Annotated in this window: 19 protein-coding genes and 1 pseudogene; 10 read left to right on the top strand and 10 right to left on the bottom strand. The window is 62.7% G+C overall.

What is annotated here, in order from left to right; genetic code table 11:
* Positions 1–7: 7 nt before the first annotated feature.
* The 3 genes from HWX91_RS20565 to hpnJ form a co-directional block, all read right to left on the bottom strand.
* Positions 8–1060, bottom strand: coding sequence for a flippase-like domain-containing protein (locus HWX91_RS20565; protein WP_042276084.1), 1053 nt, complete (start codon positions 1058–1060; stop codon positions 8–10).
* 80 nt (positions 1061–1140) lie between these two features.
* Entirely contained in the window at positions 1141–2325 is a 1185-nt protein-coding gene (hpnI, locus tag HWX91_RS20560) for a bacteriohopanetetrol glucosamine biosynthesis glycosyltransferase HpnI (RefSeq protein WP_028198641.1), read from the bottom strand.
* Positions 2322–3743, bottom strand: a complete 1422-nt coding sequence (gene hpnJ, locus HWX91_RS20555) for a hopanoid biosynthesis associated radical SAM protein HpnJ (protein WP_028198640.1) — start codon at positions 3741–3743, stop codon at positions 2322–2324. The genes hpnI and hpnJ overlap by 4 nt, the downstream gene beginning before the upstream one ends.
* Before the next feature lie 412 nt (positions 3744–4155).
* On the opposite strand from hpnJ, the gene HWX91_RS20550 reads away from it, so the two are divergent.
* The 3 genes and pseudogenes from HWX91_RS20550 to HWX91_RS20540 all read left to right on the top strand — a co-directional run bounded on the left by HWX91_RS20550 (position 4156) and on the right by HWX91_RS20540 (position 6958).
* The gene (locus tag HWX91_RS20550) at positions 4156–5238 is read left to right on the top strand and encodes an aliphatic sulfonate ABC transporter substrate-binding protein (protein WP_028198639.1); all 1083 of its coding nucleotides are present in this window, start codon (positions 4156–4158) and stop codon (positions 5236–5238) included.
* A gap of 89 nt (positions 5239–5327) precedes the next feature.
* Positions 5328–6185, top strand: a pseudogene (locus tag HWX91_RS20545) (ABC transporter permease).
* Positions 6137–6958: an ABC transporter ATP-binding protein gene (locus HWX91_RS20540; RefSeq protein ID WP_081833188.1), complete on the top strand. Its 822-nt coding sequence runs from the start codon at positions 6137–6139 to the stop codon at positions 6956–6958. The pseudogene HWX91_RS20545 and the gene HWX91_RS20540 overlap by 49 nt, the downstream one beginning before the upstream one ends.
* 149 nt (positions 6959–7107) lie before the next feature.
* On the opposite strand, the gene HWX91_RS20535 is transcribed toward HWX91_RS20540, so the two are convergent.
* Positions 7108–7311 carry a cold-shock protein gene (locus tag HWX91_RS20535; RefSeq protein ID WP_007181784.1) on the bottom strand — a complete coding sequence of 68 codons (204 nt, stop codon included), beginning with the start codon at positions 7309–7311 and terminating at the stop codon, positions 7108–7110.
* Between the two features lie 372 nt (positions 7312–7683).
* Here HWX91_RS20535 and HWX91_RS20530 point away from each other — a divergent pair, with 372 nt between their 5' ends.
* Both HWX91_RS20530 and HWX91_RS20525 read left to right on the top strand, forming a co-directional pair.
* The gene (locus HWX91_RS20530) at positions 7684–9129 is read left to right on the top strand and encodes an NAD-dependent succinate-semialdehyde dehydrogenase (protein ID WP_028198637.1); all 1446 of its coding nucleotides are present in this window, start codon (positions 7684–7686) and stop codon (positions 9127–9129) included.
* Positions 9130–9252: 123 nt separating this feature from the next.
* Positions 9253–9852: a GNAT family N-acetyltransferase gene (locus HWX91_RS20525; protein WP_028198636.1), complete on the top strand. Its 600-nt coding sequence runs from the start codon at positions 9253–9255 to the stop codon at positions 9850–9852.
* A gap of 24 nt (positions 9853–9876) precedes the next feature.
* On the opposite strand, the gene kdgT is transcribed toward HWX91_RS20525, so the two are convergent.
* The gene (kdgT, locus tag HWX91_RS20520; protein WP_028198635.1) at positions 9877–10899 is read right to left on the bottom strand and encodes a 2-keto-3-deoxygluconate transporter; all 1023 of its coding nucleotides are present in this window, start codon (positions 10897–10899) and stop codon (positions 9877–9879) included.
* Between the two features lie 303 nt (positions 10900–11202).
* Between kdgT and kduI the strand changes: the two genes are divergently transcribed.
* From kduI to kdgR, 3 genes are all read left to right on the top strand, one after another.
* A complete protein-coding gene (kduI, locus tag HWX91_RS20515) occupies positions 11203–12039 on the top strand; it encodes a 5-dehydro-4-deoxy-D-glucuronate isomerase (RefSeq protein ID WP_028198634.1) in 837 nt (278 codons plus the stop codon).
* Positions 12040–12121: 82 nt separating this feature from the next.
* Positions 12122–12877, top strand: coding sequence for a 2-dehydro-3-deoxy-D-gluconate 5-dehydrogenase KduD (gene kduD, locus HWX91_RS20510; RefSeq protein ID WP_028198633.1), 756 nt, complete (start codon positions 12122–12124; stop codon positions 12875–12877).
* Between the two features lie 132 nt (positions 12878–13009).
* Positions 13010–13900, top strand: a complete 891-nt coding sequence (gene kdgR / locus HWX91_RS20505; RefSeq protein ID WP_028198632.1) for a DNA-binding transcriptional regulator KdgR — start codon at positions 13010–13012, stop codon at positions 13898–13900.
* A gap of 22 nt (positions 13901–13922) precedes the next feature.
* Here kdgR and HWX91_RS20500 read toward each other — a convergent pair whose 3' ends face one another.
* Together HWX91_RS20500 and HWX91_RS20495 are read right to left on the bottom strand one after the other, a co-directional pair.
* Complete coding sequence (locus tag HWX91_RS20500) at positions 13923–14855, bottom strand: TauD/TfdA dioxygenase family protein (protein ID WP_028198631.1); 933 nt, start codon at positions 14853–14855, stop codon at positions 13923–13925.
* Positions 14856–15008: 153 nt separating this feature from the next.
* Complete coding sequence (locus HWX91_RS20495; RefSeq protein ID WP_028198630.1) at positions 15009–15563, bottom strand: cytochrome b; 555 nt, start codon at positions 15561–15563, stop codon at positions 15009–15011.
* A 670-nt stretch (positions 15564–16233) separates the two neighbouring features.
* Here HWX91_RS20495 and HWX91_RS20490 point away from each other — a divergent pair.
* Together HWX91_RS20490 and HWX91_RS20485 are read left to right on the top strand one after the other, a co-directional pair.
* On the top strand, positions 16234–16623 hold the full coding sequence (locus HWX91_RS20490) for a hypothetical protein (protein ID WP_028198629.1): 390 nt from the start codon (positions 16234–16236) through the stop codon (positions 16621–16623).
* A 78-nt stretch (positions 16624–16701) separates the two neighbouring features.
* Positions 16702–16950 carry a hypothetical protein gene (locus HWX91_RS20485; RefSeq protein WP_028198628.1) on the top strand — a complete coding sequence of 83 codons (249 nt, stop codon included), beginning with the start codon at positions 16702–16704 and terminating at the stop codon, positions 16948–16950.
* A 169-nt stretch (positions 16951–17119) separates the two neighbouring features.
* On the opposite strand, the gene HWX91_RS20480 is transcribed toward HWX91_RS20485, so the two are convergent.
* The 3 genes from HWX91_RS20480 to ilvA form a co-directional block, all read right to left on the bottom strand.
* The gene (locus tag HWX91_RS20480; protein ID WP_028198627.1) at positions 17120–17368 is read right to left on the bottom strand and encodes a hypothetical protein; all 249 of its coding nucleotides are present in this window, start codon (positions 17366–17368) and stop codon (positions 17120–17122) included.
* A gap of 245 nt (positions 17369–17613) precedes the next feature.
* Positions 17614–18786 (bottom strand): 4-hydroxybenzoate 3-monooxygenase, encoded by a 1173-nt coding sequence (locus tag HWX91_RS20475; RefSeq protein WP_028198626.1) that lies wholly within the window; start codon positions 18784–18786, stop codon positions 17614–17616.
* A 263-nt stretch (positions 18787–19049) separates the two neighbouring features.
* Complete coding sequence (ilvA, locus tag HWX91_RS20470; RefSeq protein WP_028198625.1) at positions 19050–20621, bottom strand: threonine ammonia-lyase, biosynthetic; 1572 nt, start codon at positions 20619–20621, stop codon at positions 19050–19052.
* Positions 20622–20775 lie beyond the last annotated feature (154 nt).

The following is a 20775-nucleotide window of genomic DNA, read 5'->3' as shown; positions in this document are numbered from 1 at the left end:
CGCCGGCCTAGCGTCCGCTTACCTCGCCCACGGCGGTGCGCCCCGCCCGTGTTCCCTGTGCCCCCTGTGCCCCCTGTGCCACCGGCTTCGGCTCGCGGCTCGACGACTCGGCAAACTGCCACGCAATGAGGCCGGGCACGAAGATCAGCAGATCGCGAATGCGCCGCGCGCCGGCGAGCGCGAGGCAGGTGGACGGATCGAGGCCGAACGCGCCGCCGATCAGAATGAAACCGCCCTCCTGCACCCCGAGACCGCCCGGCACGAAGAAAGCCGCGCTGCTGATCGCCTGGATCAGCGATTCGATCACCACCGCTTCAACGAGGGTGACATGTACGCCCAGAAAATACAGCGCGAGCCAGATTTCGAGCGAGGTCAGGAAACACTGCAGCGGTTGCCAGAAGAACAGATAGCGCAGCACCACGGCGCGGCGGCGCCAGATCAGCTTGATGGCCTGGTCGATCTGCGCCGATTGTCCGACGAGCGTGGCAAGCTTGCCACTCGTCATACGATTGAGCATGCGCGTGATGCGCTCGAAGGGGCTCGCATGCTGCACGAGTGCGAACAGTATCAGGAGCGGCGTCAGCACCACCACGCCCCACGCGAGTTGCCCGGCGAGCCGCAGCGTGTCGGACTGCGCGTGCGCGAACAGAAAACCGATACCGACCATCGTGAACAGCAACTGACTGATCACCGTGAGCTGCATGTCGACAATGATGCTGCCCACCGCCGTGGATGGCCGCACGCCCCAGCGCCGGAGCATGCGGAACGACACCACCTCGCCGCCGATCCGCGCCACCGGCAGCATGCTATTCACGGATTCGCGCACCCATACCAGATGCAGCATATTGACGAAACCCGGCCGGTTCGCGCCGCGAATCAGCGAGCGCCAGTCGCAGGCGTTGGCGATCATCGGCAGCACGTGCGCGATCGCCGCCAGCAGCAGGCCAGCGCCGGCCGCGCGCAAGGCGGAGAACACCGCACCGGGGTTGTCCTGCCAGACCAGCCACAGCGACACCAGCAAGCCGGCCAGCGCGGCGATGCGCCCGAGATGCTTCATCATCGCGCGGCGACTCCCGGCGCGCGTTTCAGGCACGCCACGTGAGCTTCGCCGCCCTCCTCCAGATATCCACGCGTCATTGCTTACCCAACCTGCTGCTCATCCGTCAATCCGTCCTGCACGGCCGACAGCAGGCCGTCGCCGTCCACCTTGAAACTGAAGCCGCGCCAGATCACGTGCGAGGACCAGAAACTCGCGACAAAAATGCAAAACGATACGATATCCCATAACGGCAACAGCCACAGGTCGCGACGCGTCTGCTGCAACGCACGGTCGGCCAGCAGCTTCAGCACGAGCCGCGCGCACACGGCGAGCAGCGCGAGCGGCCACGACCACAGCGCACCGCCCGAGAAGGCAATCGCGAGCAACGCGAAAGCGAGCGGATGAATCAGCGCGGAGCCGAGATGGCCGAGCGGGTCGATGCTGCGAATCGTCCGGCTCCAGCGTAGTTCGTGCGCGATCAGTTGTGTCGCGCTCGATTCCACGCAGGCATGCGAGATCGTAAAAGGCGGAATCACCACTTTCTCGCCGATCATGCGCACGGCTTCGCCGATTGCATGGTCTTCGGCGAGATGCTTCACGAACGGTGTGAAGCCGCCGATTTTTTCGAGGGTGTCGCGGCGCATCGCGATGGTCTGCCCAAAGCATGGGCGCGCGAGACCGAGTGCGAGCCCTGTGACCACGCCAGGCAGAAACTGGTAATTGGTGGCCTTGGCCGACATGCGCGGCCAGAAGCCGGGGTCGGGCGCACCCCGATACACACAGGTAACGAGACCGACGCCGGGCTTCTGCAGTTCGCCGATCACATTGCGCAAATAATCCGGCCCGACCCCTACGTCGCTGTCGGCGAACACCAGCACGTCATGCCGGGCCTGCGGCAGCATATTGAGGATATTGCTGATCTTACGGTTCGGACCGTAGAGGCGCGCATCCACAACCACGGTGATGTCCGCTTCCGGATGCAGCTGCCGCAAGGCGTCGACGGTTTGCAAGGCGGGGTCGGCTGAATCGTGCACGCCGAACAGGAATTGCACGGGGCCCGGATAGTCTTGCTGGCAGAAACCCGAGAGGTTGTCGAGCAACGCCCACTCGTTGCCGTGCAATGGTTTGACGACGGTGACCGGCGGAAAACTGCTCGGCTCGGATACCGCTCTCGCGAAAAACCGGCCGATCAGGGCGCCCGCCAGCACCGTGTAGGCGATGCCGAAAACCGCACTCGCCGCACACGCATAGGCAAGCGTGACGGCGAGCAGATGCAGGGCGCTCACGCTTGGTGGGCGCGCAGGAAGCGGAAGAATTCGACGCCTTCACGCAGACGCCGTTTCATCATGTCCCAGCTCGTGAGCATCTCACGCAGGATTTCCCAGATCTTCGACGGCCGGAAATAGAAGCGTTTATAGAAATTCTCGAGCTGGTGATAGATCTCGTCGCGCGACAGATGCGGATAGCCGATCGCCGCAAGCTGCACCCCTGACTTGCTGACCAGGTTGATGACCTTGTTCTCTTCCAGCCAGCCGTTCTCGACCGCCTGGTTGTAGAGCGTCGTGCCGGGATAAGGCGCCGCGAGCGACACCTGGATCGTATGCGGATTGATTTCCTTCGCATACTCGATGGTCTTCTGGATCGTGTCCTGCGTCTCGCCCGGCAGACCGAGAATGAAGGTGCCGTGAATCTTGATGCCAAGCTTGCGGCAATCTTCGCTGAAGCGGCGCGCGATGTCGGTACGCAGACCCTTCTTGATGTTGAGCAGAATCTGGTCGTCGCCCGATTCGTAGCCCACCAGCAGCAGGCGCAGGCCGTTTTCCTTCATGATCTTCAGCGTCGAGTACGGCACGTTCGCCTTCGCGTTGCACGACCACGTCACACCCAGTTTGCCGAGACCGCGGGCGATTTCCTCGACGCGCGGCTTGAAGTCGGTGAAGGTATCGTCGTCGAACATGATCTCCTTGACTTCAGGCATGTTGTCGCGAATCCACTTCACTTCTTCGAGCACGTTCTCGGTCGAGCGCGTTCGGTAGCGATGCCCGCCCACCGTTTGCGGCCACAGGCAGAACGTGCATTTCGAACGGCAGCCCCGGCCCGTGTAGATCGATACGTACGGGTGCTTCAGATAGCCGATGAAATAGTTGTCGATCTTCAGGTCGCGCTTGTACACGGGCGCCACGAACGGCAGCTCGTCCATGTTCTCGAGGATCGGGCGCGCTTCGTTGTGCTCGATCGAGCCGTCGGCCGCGCGATAGCTGAGACCCTTGATGCCGGCGAACGGCTTGCCTTCGGCGACTTCCTGGCAGGTGAAGTCGAATTCTTCACGGCAAACGAAATCGATCGCTTCGCTCGCTGTCAGCGAATTGTGCGGATCGACCGCGACCTTCGCGCCGACCATGCCGATCAGCACCGAAGGCTTGCGCTTCTTCAGGTCTTCGGCAAACAGCGCGTCGGTCGGGAAGGACGGTGTGCTGGTGTGGATCACCACCAGGTCATATTGCTGTGCTATGTCGAGCGATGCTTCGACGGACAGACCGTCTGCGGGGGCATCGAGTACGCGGCTATCGGGGACGAGCGCGGCGGGCTGCGCGAGCCAAGTCGGGTACCAGAACGAGCGCACTTCACGCTTGGCCTGGTAGCGCGAACCCGCGCCACCGTCGAAGCCGTCGTACGACGGCGCCTGTAAGAACAGGGTTTTCATGAATGCTCCAGCAAGCCTTTGATCGGCGCTTTCAGTTTTCTGTCAGAAAACTATCGGAACGATTGCCCGCAAGAATGCAAGCGGGCACATAGGATCGCGCAAATACTACGGAGCAAAGCTGAAGGAAACCTTAAGGAAAGTATCCCGGTTCAGGCCGTACTAAATGGTTAATCCCAGCCTTCGCCTCAAGTGCGCTTGAGTACTTTATAGCGAAACAATGTTGCAGCCACAATCGCGGCGTAAAACGGACCATACGCCGCCAACGGCTCGTCTGGCGGCAAGGAACGGTGCGCTGCTCACTGTCGCCATAGCGCCCGATCTGCTTTGATTGTGAGTTTTTATTCGTTCAGTTCGGCACGCGCATTGACTACATTGACCGGTCACAACTAAACGACCATCTCAGGATCAGTCAATGAACATCCCGCGGGGCACGGCGCGCTTCTTTCTCTCTTCCCTTGTTTCGATTTCGTCACACGAAGGACATACGAAACGCCCGCAAGCCGGCCGCGGCGCGCTGCTGACGGCGGCGGCGACCGCGCTCGCGCTCACCTTCAGCCTTCTTGCAGCGGGTATCGCGCACGCCGCGCCGCCTGCCGAACTGAAACTCGACTACGCCTATTACTCGCCGGAAAGCCTCGTCATCAAGCGCAACGGCTGGCTCGAGCAGGAACTCGCGCCGCAGCACACCCAGGTCAAATGGGTGCTGAGCCTCGGCAGCAATCGCGCGCTCGAATATCTGAACAGCGGCGCGATCGATATCGGTTCGACAGCGGGTCTGGCCGCCGTGCTCGCCAAAGCCAACGGCAATCCGATTCGCGCGGTGTACGTTTTCTCGCGCCCTGAATGGACCGCGCTCGTCGTGCGTAAAGACTCGCCGATCAAAACCCTCGCGGACCTGAAGGGCAAGAAGATCGCCGCGACCAAGGGCACGGATCCGTTCCTCTTCACCTTGCGCGCGCTGCACAGCGCGGGCCTTTCGCGCGACGATGTGGAGATCGTCAATCTCCAGCATCCGGATGGGCGCACCGCGCTCGCCAACGGCCAGGTGGACGCCTGGGCCGGCCTCGATCCGCACATGGCCGCCGCCCAGATCGACGACGGCGCGAAGCTGCTGTATCGCAACGTCGACTTCAATACGTGGGGCCTGCTCGACGCTCGCGAGGATTTCATTCGCGACCATCCGGAGACGCTCGCGCAGGTGCTCAAGGTCTACGAAAAGGCACGCTTGTGGATCGCCGCGCATCCGGACGAAACCGCCAGGATCGTCGCGGAAGAATCGAAGCTGTCGCTGCCGGTCGCGAAGCTGCAACTGAGCCGCAACGACTTCAGCCGTCCGCAGCCGGGCGCGCAGCAACTCGCCGCGCTCAAGGCCGCCGCACCGATTCTCCTGCAGGAGCAACTGGTGAAGCCGGGTACGGATCTGAATCAGGTAATCGACGCCTTGATCGACGTAAAGACAGCGCAGCCGGTTATCGCCGCGAACAGCGGCCAGTAAACGATCAATCCGTGCGACCCGCCTGCGCGATCAACCCGTGATAAATAAGCCGCCGCGCCCAGTGCCTGCGAACTATTCGACCGACTCCCATGGCTAACGACGAATCGCTCGCGCTTCATCACCAATCGCAGGCAACGGAGCAACGCGCGCCACGCCCGCGCGACCCGCTCAAACGCTGGCGCATTGCCGGCTTGATCCTGCCGCTTGCCTTTCTTGCGGCGATCGAAGCGCTGGTGCGTGCGTCGGTATTGCCGGAACACCTGGTGCCGGCGCCGAGCACGATTGCCGGGACGCTGTGGCAACTGGGCGGCGAGCGCCTCGGCCGCCACATCGGTGCAAGCGCGATGCGGGTCCTCGCGGGCTTCGGCATCGGCTCTGCACTCGCCCTTCTGCTCGGTGCGGCAATGGGCTTGAGCCGCCGGCTCGACGCCCTGCTCGACCCGGCGTTTCAGGCGCTGCGGGCAATCCCCTCGCTCGCCTGGGTGCCGATACTGCTGCTGTGGATGGGCATTGACGAAGCGCCGAAGATCACACTCATCGCCATCGGTGCGTTTTTTCCGGTGCAATTGAGCGTTGTGGCCGGCATTCGCGGCGTCGACCGAAAACTGATCGAACTCGGCGAAGTCAACCGTTTGAGCCAGCGGGCGCTATTCACACGCATCCTCTTGCCCGCGTCCTTGCCGCACATCTTCACCGGGCTGCGCACCGGCCTGAGCCTCGCCTAGATGTTCATGGTCGCCGCCGAACTGATTGCCGCCACCCGCGGCCTCGGATATCTGCTGAGCGACGGCCGGGAAACCGGCCGCCCCGACCTCGTGTTCGGCGCGATTCTGCTGCTCGCGCTGCTCGGCAAGCTCAGCGACAGCATCTTGAAAGCGGTCGAAGCGCACGTCCTGTCATGGCGCGATACCGCGGACGACCGCTCTTCTTCGCGAGGTGTGCGTTGAACGCCTCAGCGCTTTTGAATCAGGCACCCCTGCTCCAGGTTCGCGCCGTCAGCAAGCGCTACGAAGCGCGATCGGTGCTCGAACGCGTGAGCTTCGAGATTGCACGTGGGGAGATCGTGAGTCTGGTGGGCCCGAGCGGATGCGGCAAGAGCACGCTGCTGCGCGTGCTGGCCGGTCTCGATCGCGATTTCGAGGGTGAGATTGTGCTCGACGGCGTGGCGCAGCACGGCCCGTCGCCGCGCCTCGGCGTGATCTTTCAGGAACCTCGCCTGCTGCCATGGCTGAGCGTGGCCGACAACGTCGCGTTTTCCGCCGGTCCACGGCAAGGCGGGAACCCGCGCGTGGCTCGACTGCTCGGCGAGGTCGGTCTGGCCGATACCGGCGCGGCGCTGCCCAAGCAGCTTTCGGGCGGCATGGCGCAACGGGTGGCGCTCGCGCGCGGCCTGTTCCCGCAGCCCGACCTGCTTCTGCTCGACGAACCGTTCAGCGCGGTGGACGCCATGACCCGCATGCGTCTGCAGGACCTGCTGTTATCGCTGACGCGCGCCCACGGCACCGCGGCGCTGATCGTCACGCACGATCTGGATGAGGCGCTTTATCTGTCCGATCGCGTGCTGCTGCTCAACACGGCGGGCCCGCATGGCGCCGGGCGGCTGGTGCGCGACCTCGGCATTGCCGCGGCGCATCCGCGAGACCGGCGTGATAACGCGCTCGCCGGCGTGCGAAACGAATTGCTCGAGGGGATCGGCGCGGCGCGAAACGCCTACGCATAAACGGACATTCCCGCGTTGCGCGAATTTAAGCGAACGTAAGCGAATTCAGGCGAATCCGCATGACGAGCGCGAGCGGATCGCCCGCGCCCCGTCAAAACCCGCCGGTCCGCACACCTTGGCGCGTGCGGACCGTCTACTGCGCTACTGCTTCATACCGGCTTGATGTCCGCCGCCTGCTTGCCCTTCGGCCCCTGCTTGATTTCGAAGCTGACCTTCTGGTTTTCCTGCAGCGACTTGAAACCTTCGCTGCGAATTTCCGAGAAATGGGCAAACAGATCCTCGCCACCGTCGTCCGGTGTGATAAAGCCAAAGCCCTTCGCGTCATTGAACCACTTCACTGTACCGGTTGGCATGTCGATTCCTCGTTTGCACCTTGGTTGAACGGGTTGCATTCGCCGTCTTTTACCTGCTGCTTTCGATCGCTGCATCGAGTGCCGCTTTCTGCTCACTCGCCGCACCATTCCACGCTGCTGGCTCCCGCCGGTTCCTGCGACTGCTGCTTGACTTTACGCCTGTTTGCGCGGCAACGCTCAGGCAGGTGTTTGTCTGCTGCGGCAACGGGAGCAGCAAGGCCTGTGCCGCACACGCCTGGTGGGCGTACTGCCGATGCAATCGCGCGCAATCAGATAAGATGTTTGCTATCGGCAGTCCAGCCTTGGCCGCGCAGGTTCAGCCCAGTACCCCGACCGCGCGGCCTGTCGTTTTCCCACTTACAGGAACCCAGCATGGCCACCTCGAGCTATACCGATACCCGTCTTCTGATTAACGGCGAGTGGTGCGACGCCGCCAGCGGCAAAACCCTCGACGTCATCAACCCTGCCACCGGCAAGGCCATCGGCAAGGTGGCCCACGCCGGCATCGCCGATCTCGACCGGGCGTTGGCCGCCGCGCAACGCGGCTTCGAAGCCTGGCGCAAGATCCCGGCCAACGAACGCGCCACTACCATGCGCAAAGCGGCTGCGCTGGTGCGCGAACGCGCCTCCGACATCGCCCGTCTGATGACCCAGGAACAGGGCAAGCCGTTCGCCGAGGCTCGCATCGAAGTGCTGTCCGCCGCGGACATCATCGAATGGTTCGCCGACGAAGGCCGCCGCGTCTACGGCCGGGTCGTGCCCTCGCGCAATCTGGCAGTGCAGCAAACGGTGCTCAAGGAGCCGATCGGTCCGGTAGCCGCGTTCACGCCGTGGAATTTCCCGGTCAATCAGGTCGTGCGCAAGCTGAGCGCGGCGCTCGCGTGCGGCTGCTCGTTCCTCGTCAAGGCGCCGGAAGAAACCCCGGCGTCGCCGGCGGCGCTGCTGCAGGCGTTCGTTGAAGCCGGCGTGCCGGCCGGCACGGTCGGCCTCGTGTTCGGCGATCCGGCCGAGATTTCCAGCTACCTGATTCCGCACCCGGTGATCCGCAAGGTCACGTTCACGGGTTCGACCCCGGTCGGCAAGCAACTGGCCGCACTGGCGGGCGCGCACATGAAGCGCGCGACGATGGAACTGGGCGGTCACGCGCCCGTCATCGTGGCCGAAGATGCCGACGTAGCGCTGGCCGTCAGGGCCGCAGGGGGTGCGAAGTTCCGCAACGCCGGCCAGGTCTGCATTTCGCCGACCCGCTTTCTGGTGCACAACAGCATCCGCGAAGAATTCGCCGCGGCGCTCGTCAAACACGCTGAAAGCCTCAAGCTTGGCGACGGTCTGGCCGAAGGCACGACCCTCGGGCCGCTCGCCAATGCGCGCCGTCTCACCGCCATGAGCAAGGTGCTCGACGACGCGCGCAAGACCGGCGCCAAGGTCGAGACGGGCGGCGAACGCGTCGGCTCGGAGGGCAACTTCTTCGCGCCGACGGTGCTGACCAACGTATCGCTCGAATCGGACGTGTTCAACAACGAGCCGTTTGGCCCAATCGCCGCGATCCGCGGTTTCGACACACTCGAAGAAGCGATTGCCGAGTCGAATCGCCTGCCGTACGGCCTGGCCGGCTATGCGTTCACGAAGTCGTTCAGCAACGTGCACCTGCTGTCGCAACGGATGGAAGTCGGCATGTTGTGGATCAACCAGCCTGCTACGCCCTGGCCGGAAATGCCGTTTGGCGGCGTGAAGGATTCGGGCTACGGGTCGGAAGGCGGTCCGGAAGCGATGGAAGGCTATCTCGTCACCAAGTCCGTTTCGGTGACGGCGGCTTAAAACAGCGAAGGCCGCGAGGCCTCAGGGCGAGGTTGCCGACCTCGTCCGCCAGTCTGATCGTAGTGCCAGGTCCGCGAGCGTTCGTTCGCGGACTTTTTTCTTGCAACGAAATTCTGCCTGCTCATGACCGACTCCGCCTCGCAACTCATGCAACCCACGCTGACCGGACCAAGCGTCGAACTCCTGCCGCTTCAGCAGGAACACACGCAGGGTCTGCTCGACGCCGCCGCGGACGGCCAGTTGTGGAACATGAAGCTGACGGTCGTGCCGGGGCCGGAAACCGTCGACAGCTACATTGCCACCGCACTCGATGGGCGCGCGGCTGGCACGGTGATGCCGTTTGTGATCGTGAAGCGCGATACCGGCGCGATTGTCGGCAGCACCCGCTTCTGGAAGATCGACCGCGTGAACCGGAAGCTGGAAATCGGGCACACGTGGTTGAGCGCCTCGATGCAGCGCTCGGTGGTGAATACCGAGGCGAAGTACCTGCTGCTGAGTCACGCGTTCGAAGCGATGCAATGCGTGCGCGTGCAGTTCACTACGGACGAACTCAACGAGAAATCACGGGCGGCGATTCTGCGGATCGGCGCGAAACAGGAAGGCGTTGTCCGGCACGAACGGATCATGCCGGATGGCCGCAAGCGCAACTCGGTGCGCTTTAGCATCATCGATGAGGAATGGGCGGAGGTGAAGGCCATGCTGGAGAAAAAGCTGGGGCGGTGAGTGAGAACCCGCCGCCCCGCGCCTTCAAACGTGCACGTCCCGCTCACCCAGCGGCTGCGGTGGCGTCGTCGCCGCCGCGAACTCCTCGCGCAACGCATCCCGCGCATGATGCCGGCGCACCCATAGCGCCGTCAGAATCGGCACGAGAATCGCCGTCACGAGACAAGCCGTCGCGACCATCGCCGTCGCTGCCGGCACCAACGGCTTGAAGCGCGGAATCATCTCGCCGATGATCGCGGGGTTCGCCACCGCAGCGCCCGCCGTCGACGAAGCCGCCAACCCCGCTGCTCCGTTTCCACCCGCGATCCAGCGATCCGCGAGGATCAGCGGAATCCCCGTCACGACGATCACCCCGAGGCCCAGCACGATACCGGGCAAGCCGCTCGTGACGATCACGTTCAGGTCGATGCCGTTGCCGAGCGCGAAACCGAAAAACGGAATCAGCGGATGCACGCAGCGGCCAAAGAACTCGCGCAGGTCGCTGTCTATATTGCCGAGGGTGAAGCCGATCAGGAACGGCAGCACCGCGCCGACGAACAGCCGCGGCTCGAAGAACGCGACACCGGTCGCGCCGAGAATGACCATGCTGACGAGCGGCCCCGACTCGATCGACATCAGGACGAACGCCCCTGCCTCCTCCTTGCTGCCGTATTGCTGCATCACCGCCGCGTAGAGGCCGCCGTTGGTCATGTCCATCGACGTCGTGATCGCGAGCACCGAGAGGCCGGCGAACAGGCCGGCCTTGACGCCGTCAATCGGAATGAAGTGCGAAGCAACGATCGTGGCAATCCACGCCACCACCATTTTGGTCACGAGCAGCGTGCCCGACTTGCGCAACACGACGCCCGTCGCCCGCAGGTCGATCGTCGCGCCCATGCAGAAGAACCACACCGCCAGAATCGGCACGGTGCCGCTAATCAAGCCATTCGTGAACGACCCGAGGTATTTCCCCGCGCCCGGTGCAAACGTATGAACACAGGCGCCGAGCAGCAATGGCACCAGCATCAGGCCGCCTGGAATGCGGTCGATGGCCTTCTTGAGCTTCATGCCTCCTCCATGGACTTTGCGTCCAGTTATCGGGTGGATCACCCGGGGTGATGTCCCGTTCTTGCGCCGGGCGACTCCCTTTCGGCGCAATATAGCACCGCAATAGGAACAACGTTCCGATTTTGATGGGCTTCGCGCTCATCGTTTACCCGCTGTTAGCCTGAAAGCCTTGCTACTCTTGATGCGGCGTTGCAATATTTTCGGACCAGTGTTCCATAATTTAAAATCTGCGCTACAGTCGAGCACAGACCGGCGCCGCAATACGGCCTGCCAGGGCGCCCAATCCGATCGGAGAACACAACAATGGAAGTGAGACAGAGCATCAATAGCGAGTACGCGAAGACGCTGGATACCGCGGGATTGCGCAAGCAGTTTCTCGTCGAGCAGGTGTTCGAACGCGACGCGCTGCAACTCACCTACAGTCACATCGACCGCATCATCGTCGGCGGCGTATGGCCGGCCTCGCGCGCGGTCGAACTGCCCGCCTCGCTTGGCAAGGCAATCGGCGTCAACTATCTGCTGGAGCGCCGCGAACTCGGCGCGATCAACATCGGCGGTGATGGCTGGGTCGACGTGAACGGCACGCGCCACACGGTGCGCAATGAAGAAGCCATCTACATCGGCAAGGGCGCGCAGGCCGTTGCATTCGGCAGCGACGATGCGGCGCGTCCCGCGAAGTTCTACCTGAACTGCGCGCCCGCGCACGAGTCGTATCCCACCCGCACGATCTCACTCGCGCAGGCCTCGCCCGAAACGCTCGGTGCGCCCGAAACAAGCAACCGCCGCACCATCTACAAGTTCATCGTCCCCGAGGTATTGCCGACCTGCCAGCTCTCGATGGGCATGACCAAACTCGAACCGGGCAACCTCTGGAACACGATGCCGTGCCACACGCACGAGCGCCGCATGGAGGTGTATTTCTATTTCAACATCGCCGACGACGCAGCCGTTTTCCACATGATGGGCGAGCCGAGCGAGACACGGCACATTCTCGTGCACAACGAGCAGGCCGTGATCTCGCCGAGCTGGTCGATTCACTCGGGCGTCGGCACGCGCGCGTACACCTTCATCTGGGGCATGGTCGGCGAAAATCAGGTGTTCAGCGATATGGATCACCTCGCCGTGCGCGATCTGCGTTGATGCGCGGCATGCTGGCCACTGCGGATACGACCGGCAGGAAAGGCACCCTCGGCACCCCCAGCACCATAGGAGCCCACGCACAGTGAACACCTTCGATCTGACCGGCAAGGTCGCTATCGTCACCGGCAGCAATGCGGGCCTCGGCGCCGGCATGGCCGTCGCGCTTGCCACGGCCGGCTGCGATATCGTCGGCGTGAGCCGCGCGGACGCCGGCGCTACGCCCACCCATGTGAAGGCGGCCGGCCGCCGCTTCGCGGATGTGCGCGCCGACCTCGCGTCGATCGCCCCGGTTGAGGACATCGTGCGCGCCGCCGTCGAAGCATTTGGCCGCGTCGACGTGCTCGTGAACAACGCGGGCATCATCCGCCGCGAAGACGCACTCGACTTCAGCGAGGCCGACTGGGACGCCGTCATGGACGTCAACCTGAAAAGCGTGTTCTTTCTTTCGCAGACCGTGGCGCGGCAGTTCGTGCAACAGCAAAGCGGCGGCAAGATCATCAACGTCGCGTCGATGCTGTCGTTCCAGGGCGGCATACGCGTGGCGTCCTACACGGCGTCGAAAAGCGGCGTGCTCGGTCTCACGCGGTTGCTCGCGAATGAATGGGCCGCGCACGGCATCAACGTGAACGCGATCGCTCCAGGCTATATGGCGACCGCGAACACAGCAGCGCTGCGCGGCGACACGCAGCGTAACGAAGAAATTCTCAGCCGCGTGCCGGCAGGCCGCTGGGGTACGCCGGAAGATCTCGCGGGACCGGTTGTATTCCTCGCTTCGTCGGCATCGGACTATGTGCATGGGCATACGCTTGCCGTAGACGGCGGCTGGCTTGCGCGCTAGCGTGACAGCAGCACGGGTCGATGACGGGTTGCACGGATCGCGGGACACGGTATCCTCTCGACGCCGACGAACGCTCGGTCAGGGCCATGAGCGATTCTTGATCGGGTTGGCATCAACAGGGGAAGGATGGAAATGGCAGCAATGGGCAAACAGCGCAGAGGCGACGACAGCACCTACGCGCAAGATGCGGACAGCGCGAGTGGCGCGGGCGGCACGATCAACGACAAGGGCGAGTCGGCCTCGTCGATCGGCAGGGTCTTTGCGATTCTCGGCGCGATCGGCGACAGCGGGCAGATCGGCATCAGCGAATTGTCGCAGCGGCTCGATCTGTCGAAGACCACCGTGCACCGCGTAATTCAGACGCTGAAGGCGCTGGGCTACGTGACCCAGGAAGTCGAAACCGAGCGTTACCGGCTAACCATCCGCCTGTTCGAACTCGGTGCGAAAGCGCTGGAGAGCGTCGACCTGGTGCGCGAGGCCGATATCGAGATGCGCCGTATCGGCCAGGTCACGCGCGAGGCCGTCCACCTCGGCGCGTTCGATGAAGACGCCATCATTTACATCCACAAGATCGACGCCGACTACGGGCTGCGCATGCAGTCGCGAATCGGCCGCCGCAATCCGCTGCACAGTACGGCAATCGGCAAGGTGCTGCTTGCGTGGATGCCGCCGGCCGAAGCACGCGAAGTCCTCTCGCACGTGGAATTCCGCAAGTCGACGCAAAAGACGCTCGCCTGCGCCGACGCCGTGCTCAGCATCCTGCCGCGGGTGCGTGAGCAAGGCTATGGCGAGGACAACGAGGAGCAGGAAGAAGGCCTGCAATGTCTCGCGGTACCGGTGTTCGACCGCTTTGGCCGTGTGATCGCCGGCCTGTCGATTTCATTTCCGACCATGCGCTGCGGCGCCGACACGAAATCGCACTACGTCGCCCTGCTTAAGCAATCGGGGCTCGCGATCTCGGCGCGGCTTGGCTATCGCGAGGCGGCGACAGACGAGCAAGCCGCTATCGAAGGCTTGAGCTAAAGCCGCGAAACGCCTCGCGAGTTCAAGCGGCCTTCGCCGCCGGATTCGGCTCGACGCTGCGCGTAAAACTGCGGCGCCCGTCGACACTGACCGGCACGTCCCCCTTCAGCGTCACGCGACGCACCACGCGGTGAGCATCGCCGTAGTCGTTGACCGCGTAGTGCTGGGTTGCGCGGTTATCCCAGATCGCGACGTCGCCCGCCTGCCAGCGCCAGCGCACAATGTTCTCGAGTCGCGTCACGTAGGCTTGCAGCAGTTCCAGCACATGCGCCGACGCACTGGGCGTGAGGCCGACGAAATTCTTCACGAAATGGCCGAGTATCAGCGTCTTTTCGCCGGTTTCCGGATGGACACGCACGACCGGATGCTCGGTTTCGTAGCGCGTCGACACGAATACTTCGCGATAGCGTTTGAGCGCTTCGGCATCCCGGCCGCGCTCTCCGACGTTGCCATAGCTCGCGTAGTCGTATTCATTGCTGTGCACCGCCCACAGTTGCTCGGCGAGCGCCTTGAGCGGCGGCGGCAGATCGTCGTAAGCGGTGGCGGTGTTGGCCCAGACGGTGTCGCCACCCACCTCCGGAATCGTCACGCCGCGCAGGATCGACGCCTGCGGATAGGCATCGACGAACGTCACGTCCGTGTGCCATGAATTCGCGCGGCCGCCGCGATGTGAATCGAGTTCGAGCAGGTAGTCGGTGCCCTCCACTACCGGCACCGTGGGATGCGAAACCGGCTCGCCGAGCAGCCTCGCGAAGGCTTCCTGATCGCTGTCCTGCAAGTGCGCCTGGCCGCGAAAAAAGATCACCTTGTGGCGCAGCAGTGCGGCGCGAATCGCTTCGACGGTTGCCGGTTCGAGTTGGCCCGACAGGCACACGCCGCGAATTTCCGCGCCAATGCGGCCGGTGACAGGTTGAATGTCCAATGCGTTGGACGTCGCGAGACTGAGATTCGACATGCGAGGCAACTCCTGGGTTCAAGGACGATGCCTCGATCTAACCAGTGTTGACGGCGCACGTAAAACACTTGTTTTTTCTGTGCTTATCACGCATTCGGGCATGACGATCGCACGCGATGCGATGACGTCAGAATCGCCACAATCGCGGCACAATCACGGCAGCATGCGCTGCAACGTCTGATCCTTGAGCACCAGGCGATGAAACAGCGCTGCCGCGATATGCAGCGCGATCAGCGCGAACAACACCCAGGCCAGATAGCCATGGATATCGCCCATTTCATGTCCCACTGACGAGCCGACCGGCGCGATGTCCGGGTACGGCAACACACCGAGCAGCTTGACGGACCATCCGCGCGAAGACGCATTGGCCCATCCCAGCACGGGCACAACCACGAGCGCGAGATAAAGAAGACCGTGCGTGATGTTTGAAACGACACGGAAAAAAGGCGAAAGCGATGCGGGTGCTGGCGTGTGCGTAAGACGCCAGACGATTCTCACCAGCACCGCTGCAATCAGCGTTGCACCCACACCGAGGTGCCACGCGATCAGGCCGTCGGGCCGCGTGCCTTTATGGATATCCGGCATGGTCCATCCGATCACGAACTGCGCTGCAATCAGTAAGACCACCAGCCAGTGAAGAAACCTGGCCACGCCGTCATAGCCTGATGCGTAACGCGAGAAACTGGCCGGGTCCGATCGCATGGTCATGAAAATGATTTAGCCGCAGTGAAGCGATTGAATGGGGAGCGCATTTGTGCCGGGTGCGTGCTTATTCCGCACTTGTCCCGCATTGTATTCCGAGCGTACTCACGCGGGATGCTACGGATGAAACCTTAAGAGAAACTGATGTCGCGATCCATCGCGAGTCTGCAACTGAATGTATCCGTTCAGCATACGCGCAAGGATTAGCCGCGTCCCGCCTGTCCCGATTGTTCGTACCCGTATGAGGCGACCCGCTCGAGCCCGCAGGATGCGCGCGGCTTCGACATTTTCCATAGCGCGCTCAACGGGTTGGCCGCGAATGTCTCGCCATCTGAACGGCCAATCGCCGCGTCACGCCCGATCTCCCGTCCTTGTGCTGAACGCCGTCGACATGCGCAAAAATCGACACGTCCTGTTACACACGAACACACCGGTAATCCCGCCGCTCAGTAGAGTTCGATCACACGTAAAGGGAGAGCATCGTCATGAAACGAATTTTCGCGCTGGTCCTGCTGGCTGTCACGCTGGGGAGTGCATTGGGCGGCTGCATCGTCGTCCCCGGAGGCGGTTATCACGATCATGACCACTATCACGACCATTACTAAACGTCCTAAGCACTCCAGGCGCCGCTGGCATGGCGCACTCCACACTCAATCGTAAAAACCGAGAATAAAACATGAGCAATTCACGAAGCCGCTGGCTGTCGATGGCTGTCGTTGCAGGTCTGGGGATCGGCGCATCTTCTGTCGCGCTGGCGCACGTCGACGTGGGCGTGAACATCGGTATTCCGGGTGTGGCCTATGCACCCGAGCCGGTCTACGCCCCGCCGCCCGTCTACGCACCCGCGCCGCCGGTGGTCGTGGTGAGCCCCGGCTGGTACGGCGAACGTTATTACGACGGCCATCGCTACTGGGAACGGCGCGAGTGGGAAGAGCGCCATCACGAGCGCGAATGGCACGACGCGCGCGGCTATCGTGAAGGCCCACACGATGATTGGCACGGTCATGGCGGCGACCACGGCGATTGGCACGGCCATGGCAACGGTCACGGGCCGGGCGATCACTAAGGAATGGGCCGTAGCGGCGTCGCTGACGCGGTTGGCCCACGCCGGCATTCGCGCCCCATCTTTTGCAGGAGCGAAGACTTGCAACGCAACGATCCAAGGCGTGTAACCGCACACATCGACGGCGCCGTCATTTCCGCCGAATACAGCGAACAGACCGGTCAATTGTGTTTGCGTCAGGACGGCGTCGTGCTTCGCGAATGGTTTCCACCTCACTCGTGGATCGCGATTGCATCAGTGGCCGGCGCGCGCCACTGGGGCACGCGGCCCACTGACGACGACCTTCTGGCGTTACTACGCAATGAAATGACCTTGCTGCGCGCGCAATAGGCCCCAATGAGCGCAATGAGCACGCGATGCTCAGGCGTAAAAAAAACGGTCATCGAATGTGTTTCGATGACCGTTTTTCTGGTCGACATCGCGGATGTTGAATGCGTCCAGCAACGCAGCGATAAATCCGGTGTTTCGTCGTTCCCTGCGTTATTCCTTCGTTATTCCCTTAGCGCGCGTTATAAACCGGCGGCGAATAGGAACTGACCGTCGTATCGTTGCCGCGACCGGCTTGCCATGTGCCGTGGCTGCCCGAACCGTAACCACTGGTATCGGCCTGACGAGCGCCTTGCTGTGCGGAAACCTGCGCTTGCGCGCCCTGCTCGTTTTGCGGGACCGGCTGATTCGATTGCGCGAACGAAGCGATCGGGGCACCGAGAACAACAGCGAAAGCAACAGCCTTGATGAGCGATTTCATGAAACCACCTCCATAGATTGACTTGCACGCGCTGCAGACATGATGTGTGGTGCAGCGGATGAAGCAAGTCTAGGAGGGGATCAGGCGCGGATAAATCCCCCAATCCTGAATTCACTGTTGCTTTTGACACTACAATGGCAGAAGCCCGCCCATCAAGGGTTTGCCGGGCTTTTTCCGCGCGGCGAAACGCCTCTGACCGAAAAAAAACCGGCCCCTGTTCTATAAACGCTGGCTATCAATTCGTGCTACACCACCGCGACGCCCACGTAATTCTCCGCCATCGCGGTCGCCGCCGCGCGCGACGTGGTCACGTATTCGAGTTCGGCCACCTGCAACTGCTGTTCGAACGGCGACGCGCCTTCAATGCGGTGCATCATGCTCGTCATCCAGTACGAGAAATGCTCGGCGCGCCAGATCCGCTTGAGCGCGGTTGCGCTGTAACCATCCAGCAGATCGGTGCGATTTTCAACGTAGAACGCGTTCAGCGCCTCGGTCAATACACGCACGTCGGCGACAGCGAGGTTCATGCCCTTCGCGCCGGTAGGCGGCACGATATGCGCGGCGTCGCCGGCGAGAAAGAGCCGGCCATGCTGCATCGTGGCCGAGACGAAACTGCGCATGCCGACAATGTTCTTCTGAAAAATCTTGCCATCCACGATTTTCTGGCCATCGTGTGAATCGACGCGTGCGTGCAGTTCGGCCCAGATGCGGTCGTCGGACCAGTTGTCGACAGAGTCCTTAGGATCACACTGGAAATACATGCGCTGCACGTTCTGCGAGCGTGTGCTGATCAGCGCAAAACCGCGCTCGTGGCGCGCATAGATCAGCTCATCTGACGACGGCGGCCCTTCGCACAGAATGCCGAACCAGCCAAACGGGTACACGCGTTCGAAATCTTTGCGCAAGGCCTGCGGAATCGATGTACGCGATATCCCTTGCGAGCCGTCGCAACCGATCACAAAGTCGCATTGCAGTTCGCATGCCTCGCCTTCGTGGTGATAGCGAATCGACGGCGCATCGGTATCGATGCCGTGCAGCGAGGTATCCGTCACCCCGAAGCGCAAAGCGCCGCCGGCAGCCATGCGCGCGGCGACCAGGTCCTTGATGACCTCGTGCTGCGCGTAGACCGTAATCGAATGGCCGGTGAGTCCGGTCAGATCGATGCGGCGGCGCTTGCCTTCGAAAGCCAGTTCGAAGCCGTGATGCAACGCGCCCTCGGCCTTCATGCGCGCGCCGACGCCGGCTGCGGTGAGCAGGTCCATCGTGCCCTGTTCGAGCACACCGGCGCGGATGGTGGATTCGATCTGTTCGCGGGTACGCGATTCGAGCACGACGGAGTCGATGCCGCGCAAATGAAGAAGATGGGAAAGAAGCAGGCCCGCAGGCCCGGCGCCGATGATGCCAACTTGGGTGCGCATGAGTTGTCTCCTGAATGCGGCGATTGATTTGCACGCAGTTTGACAATCATGCGCTGTATCGCGCAACGCGATATGGCGGATATGCGTTATCTAGTTTTGAGATATTGAATGCATCGGTTTGGGCCGTCCTATGGCGCGCTAATGCGCTCGGGCGTTGTCCAGACGGCGATCGCGCCTGGTCGGCTGAGCGACGACCAGGCATATGGTTTTGCGAGGCATTGAGGTAAACCCCGATCCGTTCCTGCGCCCCTTGCAACGTCGGCTTACGCGAGGAAAAATCGGTACGCCGGATTCTGCGTCTCTTCCCAGTTCGGATAACCCAGCGTCGCGAGAAAGCGGTCGAACTCGCGGTTCTCGCTCTCCGGCACCTGGATGCCGACCAGGATCGAACTGTAGTCCGCGCCCTGATTGCGGTAGTGGAACAGGCTGATATTCCAGTTCGGCGCCATCGACGACAGGAACTTCATCAGCGCACCCGGACGCTCCGGAAACTCGAAGCGGAACAGGCGTTCGTCGTGCGCCAGCGGCGAGCGGCCGCCGACCATGTAGCGGATGTGCTGCTTCGACAGTTCGTCGAAAGTCAGATCGACGGTGGCGAAGCCGTGTGCTTCGAACGCGCCGGCGATCTGCGCCGACTCGCTGCGGTTGCGGATCTGTACGCCGACAAAGATATGGGCGGAGTTGGCATCCGCAATCCGGTAATTGAACTCGGTGACGCTGCGGGTGCCTACCAGCTCGCAGAAGCGGCGGAAGCTGCCGCGCTCTTCGGGAATCGTCACCGCGAACACCGCTTCGCGCGCCTCGCCGACTTCGGCGCGCTCGGCCACGAAACGCATGCGGTCGAAGTTCATGTTCGCGCCTGACGTGATCGCGATCAGCGTCTGGTTTTCAAGGCCCTCGCGCTCGGCATACTGTTTGGCGCCCGCCACGGCCAGTGCGCCGGCCGGCTCCAGCACGCTGCGGGTGTCCTGGAACACATCCTTGATCGCGGCGCACAGCGCATCGGTATTCACGAGCAGCACGTCGTCGAGATAATCGCGGCACAGGCGGAAGGTCTCGTCGCCCACCAGCTTGACGGCCGTGCCGTCCGAAAACAGCCCGACTTCGTTCAACGTGACCCGTTCGCCCGCTTTCAGCGAGGCGGCCATCGCGCACGAGTCGTCGGTCTGCACGCCGATCACCCTGATCTCCGGGCGCACCGATTTCACGTATGCCGCGACGCCTGCCGCGAGTCCGCCGCCGCCGATCGGCACGAAGATCGCGTGGATCGGGCCCTGATGCTGGCTGAGAATCTCCATCGCGACCGTGCCCTGACCGGCGATCACATACGGATCGTCGAACGGGTGAACGAAGGTCAGGCCGCGCTCCTCCTGCAGCTTCACCGCATGTCCGTACGCATCGCTATAGGACTCGCCGAACTGCACGACTTCGACCGTTGCCCCGCCATGCGCACGCACGGCGTCGACCTTCACCTGCGGGGTGGTCACCGGCACCACGATGATCGCCTTCACGCCCATGCGCGCCGCCGACAGCGCGACGCCCTGCGCATGATTGCCCGCCGATGCGGTAATCACGCCGCGCTCGAGCGCGTCCGCCGGGATGTGCGCCATCTTGTTGTAGGCGCCGCGCACCTTGAAGGAGAACACCGGCTGGTTGTCCTCGCGCTTCAGATAAACCGGATTGGACAGGCGCGCCGACAGATTCGGCGCGCGTTCGAGTTCGGTCTCGCGGGCCACGTCGTAGACGCGCGCGGTCAGGATTTTCTTCAGGTAGTCGTGGCGCAAGCTCACGCTGTCAGCGGCTTCGGCAACCTGATTGAGTTCGTGTAACGGCAAGGCAAGCTCCTGGGCGGCAAGGGCAAATCAACAGAGAGATCACCAGGAGGCAGGCAGCAAGCGGACATAAAAAAACCCGCCTCGTGGGGCGGGTTATTGTCACTGCGATCAGACGCGCGCTAACCCACCATTCGATGAATGGTGCTAATAATCA

This window comes from Paraburkholderia fungorum (assembly GCF_902833645.1).
GTDB classification, from domain to species: domain Bacteria; phylum Pseudomonadota; class Gammaproteobacteria; order Burkholderiales; family Burkholderiaceae; genus Paraburkholderia; species Paraburkholderia fungorum.
Note: the sequence above shows the minus strand (reverse complement) of the source record. Positions and strands in the feature narration are given on the sequence as shown.

Bases quoted from the DNA above. Each gene is read 5' to 3' on its own strand.
- HWX91_RS20500 (WP_028198631.1), bottom strand. From the start codon at position 14,855: ATGTCGAATCTCAGTCTCGCGACGTCCAACGCATTGGACATTCAACCT.
- HWX91_RS20475 (WP_028198626.1), bottom strand. From the start codon at position 18,786: ATGCGCACCCAAGTTGGCATCATCGGCGCCGGGCCTGCGGGCCTGCTT.
- HWX91_RS20525 (WP_028198636.1), top strand. From the start codon at position 9,253: ATGACCGACTCCGCCTCGCAACTCATGCAACCCACGCTGACCGGACCA.
- HWX91_RS20565 (WP_042276084.1), bottom strand. From the start codon at position 1,060: ATGATGAAGCATCTCGGGCGCATCGCCGCGCTGGCCGGCTTGCTGGTG.
- kduI (WP_028198634.1), top strand. From the start codon at position 11,203: ATGGAAGTGAGACAGAGCATCAATAGCGAGTACGCGAAGACGCTGGAT.
- HWX91_RS20495 (WP_028198630.1), bottom strand. From the start codon at position 15,563: ATGACCATGCGATCGGACCCGGCCAGTTTCTCGCGTTACGCATCAGGC.
- HWX91_RS20480 (WP_028198627.1), bottom strand. From the start codon at position 17,368: ATGAAATCGCTCATCAAGGCTGTTGCTTTCGCTGTTGTTCTCGGTGCC.
- hpnJ (WP_028198640.1), bottom strand. From the start codon at position 3,743: ATGAAAACCCTGTTCTTACAGGCGCCGTCGTACGACGGCTTCGACGGT.
- HWX91_RS20540 (WP_081833188.1), top strand. From the start codon at position 6,137: ATGGCGCGATACCGCGGACGACCGCTCTTCTTCGCGAGGTGTGCGTTG.
- HWX91_RS20550 (WP_028198639.1), top strand. From the start codon at position 4,156: ATGAACATCCCGCGGGGCACGGCGCGCTTCTTTCTCTCTTCCCTTGTT.
- kdgR (WP_028198632.1), top strand. From the start codon at position 13,010: ATGGCAGCAATGGGCAAACAGCGCAGAGGCGACGACAGCACCTACGCG.
- kdgT (WP_028198635.1), bottom strand. From the start codon at position 10,899: ATGAAGCTCAAGAAGGCCATCGACCGCATTCCAGGCGGCCTGATGCTG.
- HWX91_RS20490 (WP_028198629.1), top strand. From the start codon at position 16,234: ATGAGCAATTCACGAAGCCGCTGGCTGTCGATGGCTGTCGTTGCAGGT.
- HWX91_RS20535 (WP_007181784.1), bottom strand. From the start codon at position 7,311: ATGCCAACCGGTACAGTGAAGTGGTTCAATGACGCGAAGGGCTTTGGC.
- HWX91_RS20530 (WP_028198637.1), top strand. From the start codon at position 7,684: ATGGCCACCTCGAGCTATACCGATACCCGTCTTCTGATTAACGGCGAG.